At 64.5% G+C, this 22,221-nt stretch carries 18 protein-coding genes; 15 read left to right on the forward strand and 3 right to left on the reverse strand.

What is annotated here, in order from left to right; genetic code table 11:
- Positions 1–305: 305 nt before the first annotated feature.
- The 3 genes from MPN20_RS01675 to MPN20_RS01685 all read right to left on the reverse strand — a co-directional run bounded on the left by MPN20_RS01675 (position 306) and on the right by MPN20_RS01685 (position 5,659).
- Positions 306–1,868, reverse strand: coding sequence for a GMC family oxidoreductase N-terminal domain-containing protein (locus MPN20_RS01675; RefSeq protein WP_242778683.1), 1,563 nt, complete (start codon positions 1,866–1,868; stop codon positions 306–308).
- A gap of 31 nt (positions 1,869–1,899) precedes the next feature.
- Positions 1,900–3,378, reverse strand: coding sequence for an aldehyde dehydrogenase family protein (locus MPN20_RS01680; RefSeq protein ID WP_242778686.1), 1,479 nt, complete (start codon positions 3,376–3,378; stop codon positions 1,900–1,902).
- A gap of 781 nt (positions 3,379–4,159) precedes the next feature.
- On the reverse strand, positions 4,160–5,659 hold the full coding sequence (locus MPN20_RS01685) for a hypothetical protein (protein ID WP_242778689.1): 1,500 nt from the start codon (positions 5,657–5,659) through the stop codon (positions 4,160–4,162).
- A gap of 12 nt (positions 5,660–5,671) precedes the next feature.
- Between MPN20_RS01685 and MPN20_RS01690 the strand changes: the two genes are divergently transcribed.
- The 15 genes from MPN20_RS01690 (at position 5,672) to xerD (ending at position 22,217) form a co-directional block, all read left to right on the forward strand.
- Positions 5,672–6,808, forward strand: a complete 1,137-nt coding sequence (locus MPN20_RS01690) for a hypothetical protein (protein WP_242778692.1) — start codon at positions 5,672–5,674, stop codon at positions 6,806–6,808.
- The gene (locus MPN20_RS01695) at positions 6,805–7,908 is read left to right on the forward strand and encodes an HAD-IIA family hydrolase (RefSeq protein WP_242778695.1); all 1,104 of its coding nucleotides are present in this window, start codon (positions 6,805–6,807) and stop codon (positions 7,906–7,908) included. Before MPN20_RS01690 ends, MPN20_RS01695 begins: the two co-directional genes overlap by 4 nt.
- Entirely contained in the window at positions 7,901–8,089 is a 189-nt protein-coding gene (locus MPN20_RS01700) for a hypothetical protein (protein WP_242778698.1), read from the forward strand. Before MPN20_RS01695 ends, MPN20_RS01700 begins: the two co-directional genes overlap by 8 nt.
- Positions 8,086–8,889 (forward strand): TlyA family RNA methyltransferase, encoded by an 804-nt coding sequence (locus MPN20_RS01705; RefSeq protein ID WP_242778701.1) that lies wholly within the window; start codon positions 8,086–8,088, stop codon positions 8,887–8,889. Before MPN20_RS01700 ends, MPN20_RS01705 begins: the two co-directional genes overlap by 4 nt.
- Positions 8,886–9,827, forward strand: a complete 942-nt coding sequence (locus MPN20_RS01710) for an NAD kinase (protein ID WP_242778704.1) — start codon at positions 8,886–8,888, stop codon at positions 9,825–9,827. Before MPN20_RS01705 ends, MPN20_RS01710 begins: the two co-directional genes overlap by 4 nt.
- Complete coding sequence (recN, locus tag MPN20_RS01715; protein ID WP_242778707.1) at positions 9,828–11,531, forward strand: DNA repair protein RecN; 1,704 nt, start codon at positions 9,828–9,830, stop codon at positions 11,529–11,531.
- A 15-nt stretch (positions 11,532–11,546) separates the two neighbouring features.
- On the forward strand, positions 11,547–12,785 hold the full coding sequence (steA, locus tag MPN20_RS01720; protein ID WP_242778710.1) for a putative cytokinetic ring protein SteA: 1,239 nt from the start codon (positions 11,547–11,549) through the stop codon (positions 12,783–12,785).
- Positions 12,778–13,728 carry a copper transporter gene (locus tag MPN20_RS01725; protein WP_242778714.1) on the forward strand — a complete coding sequence of 317 codons (951 nt, stop codon included), beginning with the start codon at positions 12,778–12,780 and terminating at the stop codon, positions 13,726–13,728. Before steA ends, MPN20_RS01725 begins: the two co-directional genes overlap by 8 nt.
- A gap of 1 nt (position 13,729) precedes the next feature.
- The gene (locus MPN20_RS01730; protein WP_242778717.1) at positions 13,730–14,599 is read left to right on the forward strand and encodes a hypothetical protein; all 870 of its coding nucleotides are present in this window, start codon (positions 13,730–13,732) and stop codon (positions 14,597–14,599) included.
- A complete protein-coding gene (locus MPN20_RS01735) occupies positions 14,596–16,344 on the forward strand; it encodes a lipid II flippase MurJ (protein ID WP_242778720.1) in 1,749 nt (582 codons plus the stop codon). The genes MPN20_RS01730 and MPN20_RS01735 overlap by 4 nt, the downstream gene beginning before the upstream one ends.
- Positions 16,341–17,594, forward strand: a complete 1,254-nt coding sequence (locus MPN20_RS01740; RefSeq protein ID WP_242778723.1) for a glycosyltransferase — start codon at positions 16,341–16,343, stop codon at positions 17,592–17,594. Before MPN20_RS01735 ends, MPN20_RS01740 begins: the two co-directional genes overlap by 4 nt.
- Positions 17,595–17,627: 33 nt before the next feature.
- Positions 17,628–18,764 (forward strand): group 1 glycosyl transferase, encoded by a 1,137-nt coding sequence (locus MPN20_RS01745; RefSeq protein WP_242778726.1) that lies wholly within the window; start codon positions 17,628–17,630, stop codon positions 18,762–18,764.
- 26 nt (positions 18,765–18,790) lie between these two features.
- Positions 18,791–20,455 carry a CTP synthase gene (locus tag MPN20_RS01750; RefSeq protein WP_242778729.1) on the forward strand — a complete coding sequence of 555 codons (1,665 nt, stop codon included), beginning with the start codon at positions 18,791–18,793 and terminating at the stop codon, positions 20,453–20,455.
- 126 nt (positions 20,456–20,581) lie between these two features.
- Positions 20,582–21,259 carry an NUDIX hydrolase gene (locus MPN20_RS01755; RefSeq protein ID WP_242778732.1) on the forward strand — a complete coding sequence of 226 codons (678 nt, stop codon included), beginning with the start codon at positions 20,582–20,584 and terminating at the stop codon, positions 21,257–21,259.
- A 10-nt stretch (positions 21,260–21,269) separates the two neighbouring features.
- Positions 21,270–22,217: a site-specific tyrosine recombinase XerD gene (xerD, locus tag MPN20_RS01760; protein ID WP_242778735.1), complete on the forward strand. Its 948-nt coding sequence runs from the start codon at positions 21,270–21,272 to the stop codon at positions 22,215–22,217.
- Positions 22,218–22,221 lie beyond the last annotated feature (4 nt).

Genomic DNA, 22,221 nt, shown 5'->3' on the forward strand with positions numbered 1-22,221 from the left:
GTCGTGAGGTCAGGGATCGAGAAAGTAGGCTTGGCCACGTTGAGGTCTTCCGTGTGGATTGTGTAGGAACTTCCATCATCGGAAGGCCTCGACGTTTATCCGGGCAGCGACTCGCCGTGTTTGAAGATCACTGACCTACACTCTCGTTTACGAAGAGCCCCTTAAGCCTTCGCACGGCCATTTCAGCTGTGCCGAGACGACAATGGGGCCGGAGGGAACTTGATGTTCCCTCCGGCCCCACAGTCATATCGGACAGCTATCACTGAGCAGACCGATTTACTGACCAGACTGTGTCACTGACACGATCACTGACCGTTCTTGATCATCTCAGCGCACTTCTCGCCCATCATCATGACGGTGATGTTCGGGTTGACCGTGGTGATCTCGGGCATCGCCGAGGCGTCGACGACGCGCAGTCGATTGACGCCCTTGACCCGCAGCTGCGGATCCAGCGGCGACATGGCATCGTCGGCGGCACCCATGCGTGTCGTGCCCACCGGGTGGTAGACGGTGTTGTGGGTGCGGGTGATGTAGTCCTCGATCTGCTCGTCGGTCTGCACATCCTGACCGGGGAACAGTTCCTGTCCTGCCCACTCGGACATCGCGTCCTGAGACACGATTTCGCGAGCCTTGCGGATGCCGGCGATCATGACGCGCATGTCGTGGCCCTCAGGATCGGTGAAGTAGCGAGGATCGACCTTCGGCTTGTCGCGGAAGTCCTTCGAACGCAGACGTACGGTGCCGCGCGAGCGAGCATGGGTGACGTTCGGGGTGAGGCAGAAGGTGTTCTCCGACGTCGGGTAGCCCTGACGCAGAGTGTGCATGTCGAACGGCACCGAACCGTAGTGCATCATCAGGTCGGGGCGGTCCAAGCCGTCCTCGGTGGGGGAGAAGATGCCGATCTCCCACCACTGGGTGGACTCTTCGACCATCGGCTTCTTGGCCTCCCAGGAGATGACGCCCTCGGGGTGGTCCTGCAGGTGCTCACCGACACCTGGGGAGTCGACGCGAACGTCGATGCCCACTTCGGCGAGGTGGTCCTTCGGGCCGATGCCCGAGAGCATGAGCAGCTGCGGGGTGTTGATCGCACCCGAGGAGACGACGACTTCCTTCTTCGCCTCGATGCGCTTCGTGTGGCCGAATGCATTGTTGACCACGTGCACGCCCGTGCAGTTGTCGTCGGCATCGAACTCGAGTTCGCGGGCCTGGGTGTCCGTGAGGATCGTGAGGTTCTCACGCTCGAGGATCGGGTGCAGGTACGACACCGAGGAGGACGAACGAGTTCCGTCTTCCCTGCGGTTGACCTGGAAGAAGTTCGCGCCGTTGATGACGGTTTCGCCCTCGTTGAACTGCGTGCGCGGGATTCCGGCCTGCTCACAGGCGTCGAGGAGTGCGACACCGCAGGGGTCGACAGGCGGAACATTCATCAGGTGGACTGGGCCGTCGTGGCCGTGGTGGTCACCGGGAAGCTCATTCGTCTCGAGCTTCTTGTAGAGACCGAAGGTGTCCTTCGAACCCCAACCGGTGGCGCCGAACTTCTGATCCCAATCGTCGAGGTCTTCCTTCGGTGCCCAGAACGCGATGCACGAGTTATGGGATGAGCAGCCGCCGAGGACCTTCGCACGGGCATGGCGCATGAACGAGTTGCCGTGCTCCTGCTCTTCGATCGGGTAGTCCCAGTCGAAACCGGATTCGAGCAGCTCCATCCAGCGGTTGAGGCTGAGGACCATGTCCTGGCCGACATCGGTGGGGCCGGCTTCAAGCAGTCCGACGCTGACCTTCGGATCCTCGCTCAGTCGAGCAGCGACAGCGGCACCTGCGGAACCTCCGCCGACAACGACGTAGTCAAAGCTATGAGTTGTTTCCACGTTCCATCTCTCCTAATTCGCGGGGGTCAGTTCACTTGCTGTGATCGGGGAACCAGCCGGTGACAGCGGGCTCGAGGTTGTGGTAGATGTGCTTCTGCTCCTGGTATTCCGCCAGACCGGTCGGTCCCAGTTCGCGTCCTGAACCGGACTGCTTGTAGCCGCCCCATTCAGCCTGCGGCAGGTAGGGGTGGAAGTCATTGATCCAGATCGTCCCGTGGCGCAAACGCTGAGCCACGAGCTGCGTCTTGCCTGCATCCTGGCTCCAGACGGCGCCGGCCAAACCGTAGTACGTGTCATTGGCGATCTCGACTGCCTCGTCGACAGTGGAGAAGGTTTCGACGGTCACGACGGGGCCGAAAGCCTCATCGGAGACCACGGACATGCCGCGCTTGACCTGGTCGAGGATGGTCGGCAGGTAGTAGAAGCCCTGCTCGAGGTCTCCTTCGCCCGACTTGCCGCCGCAGCGCAGACGCGCGCCTTCGGCGATGCCTTTCTCGACATAGGCACTGACCTTGTCGCGGTGGGCGGCAGAGATGAGCGGTCCGGACTCGGCGTTCTCATCGAAGGGTCCGCCGAGACGGATCTGCTGTGCACGCTCGACGAGGCGGTCGACGAACTTCTCAGCGATCGACTCCTCGACGATGAGTCGCGCACCGGCGGAGCAGACCTGGCCCGAATGGACGAAGGCCCCGTTGAGTGCGTTGTCCACGGCAGCCTCGAAGTCGGCATCGGCGAAGACGACGTTCGGGTTCTTGCCGCCGAGTTCGAGGGCGATCTTCTTCACGCTTGCTGCGGCGTTGGCGGCCAGCAGGCGTCCGGTGACGAGTCCGCCGGTGAAGGAGACCATGTCGACATCTTCGTGCGTCGACAGGGGAGCGCCCGCGTCTGCACCGGCACCGAGGATGAGGTTTCCGACTCCAGCCGGCAGTCCCAGTTCTTCGAGGACCTGCATCGTGAGGATCGCAGTGTGTGGTGTGAGCTCAGCAGGTTTGAGGACGAAGGTGTTGCCAGCGGCGATGGCCGGGGCGATCTTCCACGCGGCCTGCAGCAGGGGATAGTTCCATGGGGTGATGAGTGCGCAGACACCGACAGGTTCGTGGACGATGCGGCTGACGACCGTGTCCGTTCCTGCGTCGACCATGCGGCCGGCATCGTTTCCAGCCAACTTGCCGAAGTAGTCGAAACAGTTGGCGATGTCGTCCATGTCGATCTGTGATTCGATGAAGCGCTTGCCGGTGTCGAGCGATTCGGCACGTGCGAACTCGTCCTTGCGCTCACGCAGGACGGCCGCGAACTTGAGCAGCAGGTCCCCGCGTTCACTGGTGGGAACGCTCGACCACACGCCGGAGTCGAAGGCCCGACGGGCGGCGGCGATGGCCAGCTCGGTGTCGGCTGGGCTCGCTTCGTCCACCTCGGCGACGAGCTTGCCGTCGGCAGGGTTGCGGATCTCTCGGGTTCCGCCGTTCTGGGCCGAGACCCACTTGCCATCGATGAAGAGTGTGTTGGGCACGATGTCTCCTATTCCTTGACGGTGAATGTCGTTGCGGGCGAACGTGGTGCGTCGGTCCACGCGACAGAATCGACTGTCGCAGCGATCCGGGGAGCCTCGACGTGATCGCGGCGCCTGTTCTGAGAAACACGATAGGCGAATGTGGGCCCCGAATGCTCAATCCAATGAGTCTGATCACAGTCAACGGTGGAAACAGCACGGAGGCGACTGCTCTCGTGTGACAAGGGGCTTGGGTACGGACCTCGGTCCGGCCTGTGTTGTGATCCGCGTTTCAGGGGTGCGGCGAGAGTGCTGGGCAGCTCGTTCGCCGTCACGGATATTACGGGAGTAGTCAATTCGGAAAGAACACTGAGAGATTCAACGGCACGCTTGTATTCAACTGCTGCAATCGATTCGTTCTCATCAGCGTTCATAAATCCCTTACTGACCGCGATCGGGCGATTAACCGCCTTCGGAGTCATTGGCCGACAGCTCGGTTCGCCTCGATCCTAACAGAGCAGGTGAAGTGGGGAATCGGCCTTGAGTGAGTCTGACTGCGAGCAATCGCACAGTATTCTGCGCGGATTAAGGGCCGTACGTGTCCTCTCACACAGGGCGTGCGCGAGTCGAGTGCACTAGAATGGACCGGAATCATTGAAAAGACTTTATAGGGAGAATCGTGGCCCCAGGGGATTCGCGAGACAGCCAGCAGAACCGCCGATCAGAGGGTGGTTACCGCTCCGATCGCGACAGCAAGGACAACCGTCGACAGGGATCTCACCAGTCCCGGGACGAGCGTGGGTCACGTAACTCCGATCGCCGCGATGACCGCAGGGGCGGCAGCGACAACGACCGCCGAGGTGGCTACCAGGGCGACCGCCGCAACGACGGTGACCGCCGGGGCGGGTTCAACGGTGAACGCCGCAACGATGGTGAGCGTCGCAGCTTCGGCGGCGATCGTCGCAACGATGGTGAACGCCGTGACACCCGCAATGATGGTGAACGTCGTGACACCCGCAGTGGTGGGTACCAGGGCAATCGCAACGACGGTGATCGTCGCGGCGGATACCAGGGGAACCGCCGTGATGATGATCGTCGCGGTGGATACCAGGGCAATCGTCGTGAAGATGGCGAGCGTCGCAGCTTCGGCGGAGATCGTCGCAACGACGGCGAGCGTCGTGACAACCGCGGCGGCTTCAACAATGACCGTCGCAACGATGGCGACCGTCGCAGTGGCGGGTACCAGGGCAATCGCCGTGATGATGATCGTCGTGGCGGCTTCAACAGCGACCGTCGCGCTGACGGTGAGCGTCGTGACAACCGCAGTGGCGGCTACCAGGGCAATCGCCGTGAAGATGACCGTCGTGGTGGCTTCGGCAATGACCGTCGTAGCGAGGGTGAGCGTCGCATTGGTGGTTACCAGGGCGAGCGTCGAAATGATGGCGAACGTCGTGGCGGCTACCAGGGCAACCGCAATGATGGCGAACGTCGCAGCTTCGGCGGTGACCGTCGCAATGACGGTGATCGTCGCAATGACGGTGAGCGTCGTGACACCCGCAGCGGTGGGTACCAAGGCAATCGCAATGATGGTGAACGCCGTGACAACCGTGGCGGGTACCAGGGTGATCGTCGCAATGACGGCGAGCGTCGCAGCTTCGGCGGAGATCGCCGTGACGACCGCCGAGGCGGCTCGGGCAGCGACCGTCACAACGACGGTGAGCGTCGTGACAACCGCAGTGGCGGGTACCAGGGCAATCGTCGTGATGATGATCGTCGTGGGGGCTTCAGCAGTGATCGTCGCAATGACGGCGAACGTCGCAGCTTCGGTGGTGACCGTCGCAACGATGGTGAGCGTCGCAGCTTCGGCGGAGACCGCCGTGACGACCGCCGAGGCGGCTCGGGCAGCGACCGTCGCAACGACGGTGAACGCCGTGACAACCGCAGTGGCGGCTACCAGGGCAATCGCCGTGATGACGATCGTCGCGGTGGATACCAGGGTGATCGTCGTGACGACAGCCGCGGCGGCCGGGGCGGCAGCGATCGCGGCGGTGCAGGCCGTAACCCCAACGACCGTCGGGCGATTCGTTCGACGGACACCGGTGAATACGCCCGCGAACAGCGCGCACGTCGTCCTCGGATCCAGGAACCGGAGATCCCCGAAGAGGTCACCGGCAAGGAGCTCGACAAGGAGATCAGCAGCCAGCTGCGCACTCTCGACAAGGAGAATGCGGCAGCTGTTGCCAAGCATCTTGTTGCTGCCGGCGGATTCCTCGACGCCGACCCCGAACGCGCCTACGATCACGCAAAAGCGGCAATGGCCCGTGCCGGCCGCGTCGGACTTGTTCGCGAAGCACTCGGCATCGCCGCCTATCACGTCGAGAAGTATGACGAGGCGGTCCGCGAGCTGCGTACCCACCGTCGCATCTCGGGCTCGAACGACAACATGGCTCTCATCGCTGACGCAGAGCGCGGCCGCGGCAAGCCGCAGAAGGCACTCGAACTGTACGAGTCGGCCAGCGAACTTGAGCTCGACAATGACACTCGCACGGAGCTCGTCATTGTGGCTGCCGGCGCCAAGTCGGACCTCGGCGACCTCAAGGGTGCCCGCGCTCTGATTGAGGCCGAGGACTTCACTCAGAAGCCGAGCGGTGCCCTGGTCCGACTCATGGCTGCCTATGCCGGCGTTCTCCGTCTGCACGGCGAAGGTGAAATGGCCGACAAGTACGAGGAGCTCTCGCGCCGCACGGCTAAGGCCACCGGCACTCTCTTCGGCGATGAGGAGCCCGACCCCAACTTCGGCGTCGAGATCGAAACCGTCGAAGAGATCCCGGACGAGGACGAGACCGAATTCGAGGACTCGGACGAGGACTTGGATGAGGACGAAAACGAGCTCGAGGGCGACGAGGACGAGAGCGACGAAGAAGGCGACGACTTCGACGACGACGAGTCGGATTCGTCTGTCTCCTTCGGCTCAGCTGCGAGTGCAGCGAGCACGGCTGCCGTCGCAGCTGACTTCGCGCAGTCTGAAGAAGCCGGGTCCGTCAACGGGTTCGCAGATGACGGCAATGTCGACGATGCAGAATCCGGTGACCTCGAAACCGGCTTCACCGAGTCCGAGAGCTCGGCCGCTGAGGACTCGAACTCCGTCGATGAGGAAGCGGAATCTGCCGACTCTGACTTCGACGACAGTACTGACTTCGATGGCAATGCCGAGTTCGATGACGAGGACTCCTCGGAGCTCGACGGGGGAGTTGACGACGCTGCAGCCGAACAGGCACCAGCGAAGTCGAAGACCCAGGTGTCGGAGAAGGAACTGAAGAAGATCAAGATCTCCGACGATGAGATCGAGGCTGAACTCGACGAAATCCTGGCCGAGGTCGAGGAATCGACTCCCGAGGGCTCAGCCGCCCCGGAATCGACTGAAACGGATCGTCCGAACGGCGATCAGTGACACCAGCCGCTGACGAAGCATCAACAGTCGATCACCGCCCGCCCGTGAAAGCGGGCGCGGTGATCGACTGTGTGCTCTTCGACCTCGACGGCGTCGTCTATCACGGGCCATCACCCATCCCCGGCGCGGTGGAGGGCATCGGCTTCCTCCACGCCCGCTCCATTCCCGTCAACTACGTCACGAACAATGCCACCCGCACCGCCGAGGCAGTCGCCGAGCACATCACCGAGCTGGGAATCAGCACGAATGCGGACGAAGTGACCACCTCGGCGCAGGTGCTCGCCGATCGGCTGGGGACGAAGTTCGGGCCCGGTGCAGTCGTCTATCTCATCGGCGCCGCCGGGTTGGCCACGGCTCTCGAGTCAGTCGGACTGACGGTCACTCGTTCGCTCGACGACCACCCTGTCGCCATTGCGCAGGGACTCGACCCGGACATCACCTATCAGCGAATCGTGAGCGCGTGCGAGGCGATCGAGTCGGGCATCGAATGGTGGGCGACGAACCCCGACTACTCGATGGTCGGTGCCCGCAGCAGAGTCCCGGGCAACGGAGCATTCATCGACATGCTCTCCCACCTCACGGGCGCGACGCCGACGATCGTCGGCAAACCAGCACCGCACATGATGGAGCACGCGGCTAACCGACTCAGCGCCAGACGACCGCTCATGGTCGGCGACCGGCTCGACACTGACATCGAGGGCGGCAACAGTGCTGGCTTCGAGACTGCGCTTGTGCTCACCGGCGTCCACGACATCCATGACGCCCTCTACGCCCGCCCGCAACTGCGCCCCACCTTCATCCTGCCCAGCCTGCGCGGACTCGAACTGCTCATCACAGCAAGTGGCACGAGCACCTCGGCGAATCGCGAAGCCGGGGCAGGGAGTGCGCCCGATGCCCAAGCCGATGCCGCTATCACCGTGGAGTCCGACTCCGAGGACGTCGCCGATGCCTGCCGCATCGTCGACGGCGAGCTCCGACTGAGTGAGTCCGCTCTGACCAGCAGCATCGGAGTGCAGGCCGCGCTGAGCACTGCATGGCACGCGATCGATCGCGGTCATCAGGTGGGCCCTGGAAATCTGCCGCGGAGGATTCATGACTGACCAGACACCTGAACAGACACCTGAACAGCCGACCCCGACTCCAGCCTCGGTGCACGGTGACGTGCCGGTCGAGGCGTGGAGGAACAGCCTCGGCGAGGCGAAGGAAGCACCACTCTCCGCCCGGCACGCGCGCCTGTCAGCACTGCTCGACGATCTCGACGCGCAGGTGGGCTCGCTGTGAGCCGGCTCGATCGCGCACTGGTCGATCGAGAGCTCATCGCCACTCGGTCCCGGGCGGCAAGAGAGATCGCAGCCGGGCATGTCAGCGTCAACGGCAAGACCGTGACGAAACCATCCACCGAGGTCACCGATGCTGATGACCTGGCGGTCACCGAAGCCGACCCCTGGGTCGCCCGCAGCGCGCACAAACTCCTCGGAGCCCTCGACGCGTTCGCGATCTCAGACGTTTCCGGAGCGAGTGTCCTCGACGCCGGAGCCTCAACCGGAGGCTTCACCCAGGTCCTCCTGCATCGCGGAGCCGGCGAAGTGTGGGCCGTCGACGTCGGCCACGACCAGTTCGACGCACGCCTGCGCGCCGATCCCCGCGTCCACGTCCGCGAGGGACTCAACTTGCGCGACCTCGCAGCCTCAGACGTGCCGGCCGTGGACCTCGTCGTCGCCGACGTCTCCTTCATCTCTCTGCGCCTGCTCATCGGCCCTCTGCTCGCGGCCACACGCCCGAGCGGAGAACTCCTTCTCATGGTCAAACCACAGTTCGAACTCGCCCGCAGCGCACTCGACAAACACGGCGTCGTATCCAGTGCCGCCAACCGGCGTCGGGCCCTCGACTCCGTGCTCTCCGGCATCGGCCAAATCGACGCCCGGGTGGTCGACATCGCCGCCTCGGTCCTGCCCGGACCCAGCGGCAACCGCGAGTACTTCCTGCGTGTTCGACCAGGGAAAACACCAGCCGAGTCCGATAGGCTCAGCGAGGCGGACATCACCGACCATCTTGAGACGATCATGAGGGGAGAGACGTGACTCGACACATCATGGTGCTCCTGCACCCGCAGCGTGAAGACTCAGCTGTGGCGGCGGTGAGCGTGTGGAAGGCACTCCTCGACGACGGGATCATCCCAGTCGTCCTCGACGAAGAGGTCCTCGACTTCGCCGCCCGCAGCTCCTACGCCGATGTCCAGCAGGAGCTGCTCAGCCGCTGCGAGGTCATCGACCCCTCCCAGCTGGCAGCCTGGAAGTCTCGGTGCGAACTCGTCATCGTCCTCGGCGGCGACGGCACGATCCTGCGCGCTGCCGAACGCTTCCACGGCTCCGGAGTTCCCCTCATGGGCGTCAACCTCGGTCACGTCGGATTCCTTGCCGAAAGCGAAAGAGAAGACCTCGCCGAGGCGGTCCACCGGGCATCCGTGCGCGACTACCTGGTGGAGGAGAGGCTCGCCCTCGACGTGACCGTATGGCATGAAGGGGAGATCATCTTCAACGCCTGGGCACTCAACGAGGCCACAGTGGAGAAGACCTCGAAATCCCGCATGATCGACGTCGTCCTCGGCGTCGACTCCCGTCCGGTGTCGTCGTTCGGCTGCGACGGAGTCATCCTGGCCACGCCCACGGGTTCGACGGCCTATTCGTTCTCCGCCGGCGGGCCCATCGTCTGGCCCGAGGTCGAAGCACTCCTGCTCGTGCCGATCTCCGCCCACGCGCTGTTCACCGAACCGCTCGTCGTCAACCCGGACTCACGCCTCGGCGTGGAGATCTCACCGAGCAACCCTGACTTCTCCGCGGTCCTGTGGTGCGACGGCAGGCGCGCGATCGAGCTCCCAGCCGGAGCGCGCATCGAAGCCAAGCGCTCCGAGTCACCGATCAAACTTGCCCGCCTGCACACCGGACCCTTCACCGACCGGCTGGTCGCGAAGTTCCGGCTCCCCGTCTCCGGCTGGCGGGGACCGATCGAGAGGGCGTAGATGATCTCCGAACTCCGCATCTCCCACCTCGGCGTGATCGCTGAAGCCGAGGTCGAACTCTCCACCGGCTTCACCGTCGTCACCGGCGAGACCGGCGCAGGCAAGACGATGTTCGTTTCCGCTTTGAGTCTGCTCATGGGGCGCAAAGTGGGTGCCGGAGTGGTCCGCAAAGGGGCGGAGAAGGCCGAGGTCGAAGGCATCTTCTCCGACATCACTGACTCCGTGCGCACCCGCATCGAAGAAGCCGGCGGCAGTGCCGATGGGGAGGCGATCATCTCTCGGACTGTGGCGCAGAAGGGCCGCGCCCGTGCCACAGCCGGCGGCCGGACCGTTCCGATTTCGGTCCTGGCAGAGATCTCCGAAGACCTCATCACCCTGCATGGTCAGTCCGAGCAGCTGAGCCTCAAGGGCGCCGCAGCTCAGCGACAGCTCCTCGACAGCGCCGGCGGGGCCGAGCTCGAAGCCGTGGCCGCCGACTACCGCAGAGCCTTCGACCAGTGGCGTGAGACGCAGGCCCGCGTCACTCGAATCAAGGACACGACCGCGGCCCGTCGCGAACGGATCCTGTGGCTCAAAGGCTGCCTCGAGGCCATCGACAAAGTCCGGCCTGTTCCCGGCGAAGATGAGGCACTCGCGGCTCAGTCGGCGAAGCTCGGCGCCGCCGCGGACATCACTCGCGCCGTCGGCAGCGCACACGACCTCCTCCTCGGCAGCGAACTCGACGACTCCGGTGCCGCAGTCGACCAAGTCCACCAGGCGATTGCGGCGATCACCCAGGTCGACGCTGCCGACCCGGAACTCGTCACGATCAAAGACGCGCTCAACGACGCCGTGCTGCGGCTGTCCGACGCAGCAGCCGAACTCAGCTCCTATCTGACCGGGTTCGACGAGCTGGGGGAGACCTCGATCGAGGAGACCGAGGCCAGGCGTGCCGAACTCGGTTCCCTGGCCCCCTATGGCCAGAACGTGGCCGAGGTCCTCGACTTTGAGGCCCGCTCCGCGCAGGAGATGACCGAACTCGAGACCGAGGACCGCGACCTCGGCCAGCTCGACGCCGAGTTAAGCGCCGCCGAGGACGCCATGGCCACGGCGGGCCGAGCCCTGACCGAGATCCGCTCCACGACCGCCGAGTCGTTCTCGAAGGCCGTCAGCGCAGAACTGGCCGCACTGTCCATGCCGAAGGCGCAGGTGACGTTCGAACTCACCGAACGCGAACCGGCATCCCACGGCTGTGACGATGTCCGACTCACGTTCGCCCCGCACGACTCCTCGGCAGGAGACGACATCGGCAAGATCGCCAGCGGCGGTGAGCTCTCACGTGTGATGTTGGCCATCGAGGTCGTCCGCGCGGCGGGGGAGGCCATCCCCACCTATGTCTTCGACGAGGTCGATGCCGGCGTCGGCGGCAAGGCCGCGATCGAGATCGGTCGGCGTTTGGCGAAACTGGCCGAGAACGCCCAAGTCATCGTCGTCACGCACCTGCCGCAGGTCGCTGCATGGGCAGACACCCACGTCACGATCGTCAAGGATGACGACGCGGAGACAGTGAAGTCCGGAGTGCGAGAACTGAGCGAGGACGAACGTGTCATCGAACTCTCACGAATGCTCGCGGGCATGGAAGAATCCGACTCCGCGAAGGCCCACGCAGCGGAACTCCTCGACTCAGCACGGCAGGTCAAGACCGGATCGCAAGCACGGACATGAGAGGATGAGCGAATCATGAAAGTGCGTAGAACTCGGGAGAACCAGACTGTTCCGACCCGTTCCGGCCCGGCCCCTGCCCGGCTCGATCGGCGAACCAAAGACCTCACGAAACGTCTCAGCGCCGGCGACATCGCCGTCATCAAACATTCGGACATCGACCGGATTTCCGCTGAAGCACTCGTCGCGTGCAGGCCCGCCGCAGTCATCAATGCGGACAAGTCGATCTCGGGTCGCTACCCGAACCTCGGGCCGGGAATCATCATCGATGCCGGCATTCCCCTCATCGACGCTGCAGGTGCCGAGATCTTCGACCTGGTCGAGGAGAACGAGCAGATCAGCATCGACGGTGCCAGCGTCTACCTCGGTGAGAAGGAAGTCGCCACCGGCATCGTCCAGACCACCGAGTCGATCGCCGCGGACATGCATGAGGCCGAAGCCGGCATGAACTCCGTGCTCGTCGACTTCGTCGACAACACGATCGAATACATCCGCAAGGACTCGGACCTCCTCTCCGCTGAACTCGTCGTCCCCGAAGTCGCCACGAAGTTCGAGGGCCGACACGTCCTCATCGTCGTCCGCGGCTACCACTACAAAGAGGACCTGGCGATCCTCGGGTCCTACATCCGCGAGTACCGACCGATCCTCGTCGGAGTCGACGGCGGAGCCGACGCCATCATCGAAGCCGGTTACAAGCCTGACATGATCGTCGGCGACATGGACTCGGTCTCCGACACCGCACTCACGTCCGGAGCCGAGATCGTCGTCCACGCCTACCGTGACGGCAATGCTCCAGGAACCGAGCGGGTCCATTCCCTCGGCGTCGACTGTGTGGCCTTCGCGGCCTCCGGCACGAGCGAGGACATCGCCATGCTGTTGGCTGACGACAAGGGTGCGAGCCTGATCGTGGCCGTCGGCACCCACGACACCGTCATGGAGTTCCTCGACAAAGGGCGCAAGGGCATGGCCTCGACGTTCATCACGCGTCTGCGGGTGGGGTCGAAGCTCATCGACGCGAAGGGGGTGTCTCTGCTCTACCGGCAGAGGATCTCCAGTCTGCAGCTGAGCGTGCTCATCATCGCCGGACTCATCGCTCTCGGAGTGGCTCTGTTCGCGACTTCGGCAGGACAGACGTTCCTCGGTCTCATCGGCGCGCAGCTCGACGGCGTGTTCGGATGGATCGGTTCGCTCTTCGGGGGCGACCCTGCCGCCACTTCACAATCCGCCAGCATTTTCCAAGGACTGACCAGTGATTGATTTCCGCTACCACCTCGTCTCTCTCGTCTCGGTGTTCCTGGCCTTGGCGGTCGGAATCGTCCTGGGCGCCGGTCCGCTCAAGGAGCCCATCGGCGAGTCGCTGCAGAGCCAAGTCGATTCGCTGCGCACCGACCGTGACGGTCTGCGCGCTGATCTCGATGCCGCCAAAGGCAACATCGACAAGCAGAACGACTTCATCACCTCGGCGGCGCCTGAGCTGATCGGCAAGACGCTCAAGGACAAGGACGTCAGCATTATCTCAGCCCCGCAGGCGGACCCTGAGCAGGTCGAAGAGGTCAGCAACCGGGTCAAGGAAGCCGGCGGCTCGATCGCCGGCGACGTCTCATTCGTGGCGAACACGCTCTCGCTCGACAAATCGGCCGACTTCCTCAAGACCGTGCGTGATCTGGTCCCGAGCCTGCCGGAGGACGACTCAACCGCGATCAAATCCGCTCTGGTCATCGCTCTGACCGGCAAGGCCTCGATGCTTGCTGAGGGCAAGGATCGCGACCAGGCCGAGAAGAAGTCCTCTGCGCTCTTCGACGCGTTTGTCGATGCCGGGCGCCTGCGCACCGACACCGACCACAAGAAGACGCAGCTGTTCATCGTCGTCGACGATGAGAACTCGAACCTCGCCGATGAGACGAAGCCGAGCCCCGAGGCGACCGACGACAAAGCAACCCGCACTCTGGTCACCGACTTCATCAACGCCCTGACCTCCGACGCGAAGTCCGTGGTCGTGGCCGGAGACGCCAGGTCGGCTCAGAACGGACTCGTCGACGTCCTGCGCACCGAGAAGTCACGCGCCAGCACCGCCGACGGACTCGGCCTGGGTGCCGGTTCCGTCATCGCCGTTCGAGCGTTGGCCGCCGGAGAGGCCGGTAAGCACGGCCACTTCGGGTTCGCCGATGACGCCGAAGAGATTATGCCCGGGAAGGAATGAGATGATCCGCTCACTCGTCAGCTCCGCCGTCGCCGGCCTCGCAGGCTATGCGGCGACGAAAGCCGTCCTCAGCTCGAAGCTGCGCACCCACAAGAAGGTCGTGCGCACGAATCACGCCGACAGGGACGTCTCCCTCATCGAAGGGCCCGCCCTGACCACTGGACTCCTCACGGGCAGCTTCCTCATCGAAGATCCTCGCCAGCGTGCGGCGACGCTGTTGGCGACGAGTGTCTCCGGCGGGTTGGGGGCAGTCGACGACTTCCTCGAATCAGGCAGCTCGAAGGGTCTGCGCGGCCACCTCAGCGCCCTCGCCCACGGCGAGATCACGACCGGCGCGATCAAGGTCACCGGCATTCCGCTGGCGTCGATCGCGGCAGCTGCGATCCTGCGCAGCGGAAGCGACCGTCATGGCCTCTTCGCCGCACTGCGTTCCGCCGACGAACGGTCCTGGTTCGCTTCGGCTGCCGACGTCGTCGTCAGCGGCGGTGTCATCGCCGGATCGGCGAACCTGTTCAACTTACTTGACCTGCGCCCCGGTCGGGCGCTCAAAGCGGGCCTGCTCACTGTGCTGTTCATGCCCCACAGCCACGGCACGACCTGGACCTCAAGCGCCGTCGTGGCCGGTGGGACCGTTGCCGCCTGGCCAGACGACCTGAGCGGCGCGGCGATGCTCGGCGACACCGGAGCCAACGCTCTCGGTGCAGTGCTGGGCACGACACTGGCCGCGAATTCGACGGCCAAACAGCGAGTCGCGATGCTCATCGTACTCGCCGGGCTGACCCTGCTCAGTGAGAAGGTCTCCTTCACTCAGATCATCGAATCCACCCCTGGACTGCGGGAGATCGACGCCTTCGGTCGCGAGGGCGTGTGAATAAGCTGGTTCGGGTCTTCGCCTCTGCGGCGTTGCTCGTCTCGGTCATCACCCTCTTCACCCGACTTGTCGGGTTCCTGCGGTGGCTGGTCTTCTCGCCCACTGTGGGCGCAGGCACGGTCGGGTCGGCCTATCAGTCGGCGAACCTCGTTCCCAACATCCTCTTCGAGGTCGTGGCCGGTGGGGCGCTGGCCGGAGCAGTCATTCCGCTCCTGGCCATTCCGTTGGCCCGGTCCGACAGACAGACCGCCGGTCGGATCGCCTCGGCGCTTCTGACCTGGGCAGTGTCGGTGACGTTGCCGCTGAGCATCATTCTCGCGGTTTTCGCGCATCCCATCGCCACCGTGCTGACTGGGTCCGCGCCAGGTAAGGCACCTCAGGTCGAGGCGACCGTCGTCTTCCTGCTCATGTTCTCCCCGCAGCTCGTCCTCTATGGCATCGGTGCTGTACTCACCGGGGTGCTGCAGGCCCACCGGAAATTCGTCTGGCCAGCCTTCGCTCCGCTGCTGTCCAGCCTCGTCGTCATCGGAAGCTACGTCGTCTATTCGGTGGTCGGCGGCACGGATGACACTTGGAGGACCCACATCGGCTGGCTCGGCTGGGGCACCACGATCGGTGTCGCGGCCTTGGCTCTGCCGTTGGCGCTGCCGATGCGCTCGACTGGGCTGCGGATCCGGCCCACGTGGTCATTCCCTCCTGGTGTCGCCCACCGGGCTCTGCGCTTGGCCGGTGCCGGAATGGCTGCACTGCTGGCCCAGCAAGGTGCCATGCTGGCAACCATCCTCGTATCGAATCGCGTCGGCGGTGAGGGCACATTCGTCCTCTTCAGCTACATCAACGCCGTCTACCTCCTGCCGTACGGAGTGCTCGCGGTGACCGTAGCCACCATCACCTTTCCGTCGCTGTCAGCCTGGGTTGGCAGGTCAAAGGACGCCGAGGCGAGTCAAGGTGAACGTGATGCCGCTGAGGTGAGCATGAGGCAGCTGACCTCGACGACCACGGCTCTCATCATCACCATCGGGTTCCTCGGAGCCCTCATCCTGATCTCTGCCGCGGGCCCCCTGCAGGCGTTCTTCACCGCCATCGATACTGCCGGTCAAGGCCAGAAGGGTGCGCCGTTCGGCGCCATGAGCCAGTCGATCATGGTCATGGCCCTGGCCGTGCCGGGATGGTCTTTCGTGGCCTGGGGAACTCGCGTCTTCTACGCCATGGAACGTTCCCGACATTCGGCTGTCGCGACGACAACCGGTTGGATCTTCGTCATCGTCGGCATGCTGCTGGCCATCGTGTTCACGAATGCCTTCGGTGATGCGGGCCTGACCCTGATCTCCATTTGCCTCGGTTATGCGCTCGGCATGAGCGTGGCCGGTGCCTTCCTGCTCTTCTCCATGAGCCGCGTGCTCGGACCTGCAGGTCTGGCACGAGTCGGTCGTCGGAGTCTGTTGTCGCTGGTGGCCGCCATCGTGGCCTCGACGGTGGGTGTGCTGATCTCACACTGGTTGGCGGGCCTCTTGGGGACCGGAGCTGCCCCCTCGGTGATCAACGGTGTTGTCTCTGCGCTCATCGGCTGCGCGATATTCGTTGGATTCCTCCTCATCGACCGCGGCTACCTGGGCGAGGTGCGCGGACTCCTCGCAGGCCGCCGAGGCGGCGGTCACCAACCCGGCCCGACCACAGGGTCGAACCCGACTGATAGTTCGCACCAGAACGCTGATAGTTCCCAACAGAATCAGGATGAGACATGAAGATCGTCTTTGTGATCGGAACATCCACCGGGGGAGTCGGCACGCATGTGCGAGCCCTGGCCAGAGATGTGGCTGCCGCCGGACACGAGATCGGCGTCATCGGACCCGCCTCCACGGATGAGCACTTCGGCTTCTCCGATCTGCCGGGCGTCCGCTTCGCAGCCCTCGACATGGGCACCGGCATCGGTCCTGGCGACGCCGCGCTGGTGACGAAGCTGCGACGGACCATCCGCAGCTTCGGAGCCGAGATCGTCCACGCCCACGGTTTCCGTGCTGGTCTTGTCGGGCTCTTGGCCTCACGGACGCTGCGGCCCCGCCCCTGCTTCATCATCAGCCTGCACAACCAGGCCAGCGGTCAGGGCCTGCGCGGCCGAGTCGAGACCGGCATCGAGACGCTGCTGGCCAAAGGCGCGGACCTGACGCTGGGGGCGAGCACCGACCTCGTTGTCCGTGCGCACGACCTCGGTGCCCGGGACGCCAGGTTCCTGCCTGCTGCCGCACCCGAGGTGCGAACTGTCACCGCCGAGGCGGCCCAGGCCACCCGTGCGCAGCTGGCCGAAGAGTACGGCTTCGACCGTTCCGCTGTCATCGTCCTGGCCGTCGGCCGGGTGGCCCCGCAGAAGAACTACCCGATGCTCGTGCGGGCTCTGGCCCACCTCGGTGAGGATGTGTCCACCGGGGCGAAGACCGACACGAGCGCGACGACGGGTGCCCCAGCGGCCACCCCAGTGTCGGACCTCGTTGTCCTCGTGGCGGGTGCCGCGGACGAGAACGTCCTCGCCGATGTCCGTGCACAGTATGAAAGCGCGCAGCACGAGAACGCAGCGCAGCATGAGAACGCAGCACGGCACGAGAACCAGGGAGCCGCCTCGGCGGTGCCTGAACTGCACTTCCTGGGCCCCCGGGACGACGTCGCCGAGCTCAACGCGGCAGCCGACATCTATGTCCTCACCAGCGTGTGGGAGGCCCGCGCACTGGTCCTCCAGGAGGCGCTCATCGCCGGCCGGGCGATCATCGCCACGAGCACCGGCGGCACGACGGAACTGGTCGGCGATGCGGGCATCCTGATCGAGTCCGACGATGATCGGGGACTCGCCGACGCCATCAGCGAACTTGTGTCAGATCCTGCTCGGCGGGTGGAACTGGGCGAGCGTGCACGCGCTCGCGGCGCCCAACTTCCCGGAGAGAGGGAAGTGGCGGAAGAACTGATGGGCATATACACAGAACTCCTGCCGCCCCAGGTAGGGTAGAAGCAGCGTCGATCTAATGAAAAGGATGAGGAAATGAGCGAATCCGGCGAGGTCCACCCACTCAGCGCAGATACGCGAATTCTGCATGTACTCGCCGAGACCACGGGCCCAGTCGTAGAAGTGGCCAAACTCGCCGTGCTCGGTCATCTGCGGGCAGGTTTCAAAGTGGCTGTGGCAGCCCACCGTTCTCTACTCGGCACGTTCGGCGTTCCTCCGGAGCTGGCGGACAACTTCCGTGAGATCGAACTCGCAGCCAGGCGCCGCTTCACGATCGCCGATCCGAACACCGCTTTCACGCTGCACAAGTACTACCAGCACGTGGACATCGTCCACGCCCACGGCCTCCACGCGGCGACGCTGGCGGGACTCGCCTTCACCGGCCTGCCCGCCCGGTTCCATCCGAAGGTCGTCGCCACGATCGAATCCTTCGACTCCGCGAACGTGATCGAGAAGACCGGCGCTGAGATCGTCGGTCGCACGGCAACCGCGATCTTGGGCACCACCGAACCGGTCGTTGACTACTTCGGCGAGAAGGTTCCCCTCGTCGAACGCGCTGAACTCGTCCACCCAGACATCGACGTCGACCTCACGGTCAGGACCCCTCGCGCCGGGGTGCGCAGCGAACTCGGCGTCAAGGCGGGTACCTGGATGGTCGCGAGCCCCATCGCCCTGCGCGACCACACGGCCCTGGCGACGGTCCTCGACGCGGCCAGTCAGATCAACTCACGCCGCCCAGATCGTCACGTCGTCACCGTGCTCACCGGCACGGGCAAGGACCGGAGCACGATCGCCTCGGCGTTTGCCGACCGTGACATCATCGTCGCTCCCGCCGGCGACCTCGTCGACGTGGTCGCAGCGGCCGATGTCGTCATCGCCAGCGAGACCATGACGGGTCTGAGCCACGAAGACCTCATGCAGCTGTCGAAGCCCGCAGTCTTCATCGGCAGCTCCCGCCGGGCAGGCATCTGGGGAGCCGCAGCCAAGAGCGTCGATGCCGACGACACGGATGCTCTGCTGCGTGAGATCAATCATCTTCTCGACGATCCGGCCGGGCGTGGTTCGCAGGCCGTAGCCGCGAAGAAGCGCGTCATCGACGTGAATAACGGTGCAGCGATCTCTTCGACTCTGCTCGATCTGTACGCCGAAGTCACTGAATCGGGGGATTCGTGAACCCGAGTTTGATAGAATCAAATCCCGTGGTGAATCGAACTGGCCCTGGTGGCACAAATACGGCAAAGCACATCTTCGTAACGGGGGGCGTCGCCTCCTCGTTGGGCAAGGGTCTCACGGCCTCGAGCCTCGGGCATCTGCTCACTCAACGCGGACTCTCCGTGGCGATGCAGAAACTGGATCCCTACCTCAATGTGGATCCCGGCACGATGAATCCCTTCCAGCACGGCGAGGTCTTCGTCACCGAAGACGGCGCTGAGACCGACCTCGACATCGGCCATTATGAGCGATTCCTCGACATCAATCTCGACGGCGCGGCCAACGTCACGACCGGACAGGTCTACTCCTCGGTCATCGCCAAGGAACGCCGCGGCGCCTACCTGGGCGACACCGTCCAGGTCATCCCGCACATCACCGATGAGATTAAGTCGCGGATGCGGGCACAGGCGGAGCGTCCCGTGGCAGAGCGCCCCGATGTCATCATCACCGAGATCGGTGGCACCGTCGGCGACATCGAATCGCAGCCCTTCCTCGAAGCGGCCCGTCAGGTCCGTCACGACATCGGCCGCGACAACGTGTTCTTCATCCACGTCTCGCTGGTGCCCTACCTCGGGCCCTCGGGCGAGCTGAAGACGAAGCCGACCCAGCACTCGGTCGCCGCTCTGCGCTCGATCGGCATCCAGCCGGATGCGATCGTCCTGCGCTCCGACCGGGAACTGCCGGATTCGATCCGTCAGAAGATCGCCTCCTCCTGCGACGTCGACGCCGAGGCTGTCGTGTCCTGTGTGGACGCACCGAGCATCTACGACATCCCGAAGGTCCTCCACGACGGCGGGCTCGACGTCTACGTCATCCGCCGCCTCAACCTTCCCTTCCGCGACGTCGACTGGACGAAGTGGGACTGGGTCCTCGAGCGGGTCCACAATCCCGAGCACGAAGTCGCCATCGGCATCGTCGGCAAGTACATCGACCTTCCCGACGCCTACCTGTCCGTCACCGAGGCGCTGCGCCATGGCGGATTCGCCAACAACGCCAGGGTCAAGGTCAAGTGGATCCAGTCCGATGACTGCGAAACCGAGGAAGGCGCGGCCAAGAGCCTGGCCGGTCTCGACGCGATCTGCGTGCCCGGCGGCTTCGGCATCCGCGGCATCGAAGGCAAGCTCGGAGCACTCGAGTACACCCGCACACACAAGATTCCGACACTGGGTCTGTGCCTCGGTCTGCAGTGCATGGTCGTCGAATACGCACGCAACGTTGCAGGCATCGCCGATGCCTCGTCGTCGGAGTTCGACCCTGAGTCGGCTGTCCCCGTCATCGCGACGATGGCCGAGCAGCTCTCGATCGTCGAGGGCGAAGGCGACCTGGGCGGCACGATGCGTCTGGGCACCTACGAAGCGAAGCTCGACGAAGGCAGCGTCGTTGCTGGCGTCTACGGTTCGACGGTCATCAACGAACGTCACCGTCACCGCTACGAGGTCAACAATTCGTACCGCGATCAGCTCACCGAAGCCGGGCTCGTGGTCTCAGGTACCTCGCCCAACGGTGAGCTCGTGGAGTTCGTCGAGCTGCCGGAATCCGAGCACCCGTACTACGTCTCGACCCAGGCTCATCCCGAGCTGAAGTCACGTCCGACGAAGCCGCATCCGCTCTTCGCCGGACTGGTCGCCGCGGCACTGGGCGCCCGGAAGTAAGACATCGCGTGGCACCCGGCCGGATCTGTTCGACACAGGCCGGCCGGGTGCCGCGTTGCAATACTGGATTCGGCACCACCAACGAATTCGATGACACCACCGAATTCGATGAGCGGGAGGGCTCGCATGAGCGATCTGCACGACGAGGTCTATGACCCGAACATCACAGCCTCTGACGTGGTCTACCACGGCGCGGTATGGAACATTCGGCGCGAGACCTTCGACCTTCCGGAGGCCAAGGGGATCGTCCGCGACATGATGGACCACACCGGGGCAGTGGCAGTGGCCTGTGTGGACGAGCAGGACAGAATCCTGCTCCTCCAGCAGTACCGGCACCCGGTCCGGGCCAGGCTGTGGGAAGTTCCGGCCGGTCTGCTCGACATTCCGGGCGAAGATCCCTTCGACGCCGTCAAGCGTGAGTTGGCCGAAGAGGCCGACCTGCGTGCTTCGCGGTGGGAAGTGCTGTCGGACTCCAGCCAGTCCCCGGGCGGCAGCAGCGAGACCATTCGTCTCTACCTTGCTCGCGATCTCGAACTCATCGCCGAAGCCGAGCGCCACGAACGCAGCGAAGAGGAAGCCGGATTCGCCTACCGGTGGGCCACGCTCGATGAGGCACTTGATGCTCTCGGCGCGGGCGAGATCACGAACGCCATCGCTCAGCTGGCGATTCTGCAGGTGGCTCGGGTTCTGCGGGCGGAAGCCGCCGGTGAGCCCACACGGACACGCAGCGTGGACGCGCCTCGGCGCTTGGTCGACGGACGCGAACGCAAAGCTTCGTCCGCATCAGACTCCTCGCAGGCCTGAGGCGGCGACGATGGCTCGGCACGGTGCCGAACTTCTTCCGGACCTCCCCGCTCAGCTCACCCGTGCCCTCGAGTCGTACCTGACGTCGCTGAGGTTCGAACGCGGTCTCTCACGCAATTCGATCGACGCGTATGCCCGTGACCTCTCCCGATACGGAACCTGGCTGACCGAGTCCGGGATCAGCAGCCTCGGCGAGGTCGATCGTTCCCATATCGAAGCCTTCGCGCTGCACCTCCTCGATGCGAATCTGGCACCGCGCACGCGAGCCCGTGCGCTCGTCGCCGTCCGCCGATTCCACGGATTCGCCCTCGCAGAGGGACTGGCCAGCACGGATCCGGCCTCGGACGTCAGCCCGCCGCAGGAGGGGCTGCGACTGCCGAAGGCACTGTCCCTCGACGACATCGAGGCGATGCTCGCGACGACGGCGGGGGAGGAGCCGACTCAGATCCGGGCGGCGGCCCTGCTTGAGCTGCTCTATGCCACCGGCGCACGGATCTCGGAAGCCGTGGGCGTCGACCTCGACGATCTCGACCTAGAAACCTCCCTGGTCCGCCTCTACGGCAAGGGCGGGAAGGAACGGATCGTTCCGTTCGGCTCCCACGCCTCGAACGCCTTGGGATCCTGGGTCTCACGCGTGCGGCCGAGCATGGCGGCGAAGGCGAAGACGAGTGCCCCGGCAGGAGCACTGTTTCTCAATGCGCGGGGGACCCGGCTGTCGCGTCAGACCGCGTGGCAGATCGTCAAGGACGCCGGTGAGCTTGCCGGGCTGACCGCCGATGTCTCTCCGCACACCTTCCGGCACTCGTTCGCGACGCATCTGCTTGAGGGTGGGGCGGACATTCGGGTGGTCCAGGAGCTGCTCGGACATGCCTCGGTGACGACGACGCAGATCTACACGAAAGTCTCCGAGGAAACATTGCGCGAGGTGTACGCGACCTCGCACCCCAGGGCACGGTAGGGTT

It is taken from the genome of Brevibacterium sp. ZH18 (genome assembly GCF_022748595.1).
Lineage (GTDB): Bacteria > Actinomycetota > Actinomycetes > Actinomycetales > Brevibacteriaceae > Brevibacterium.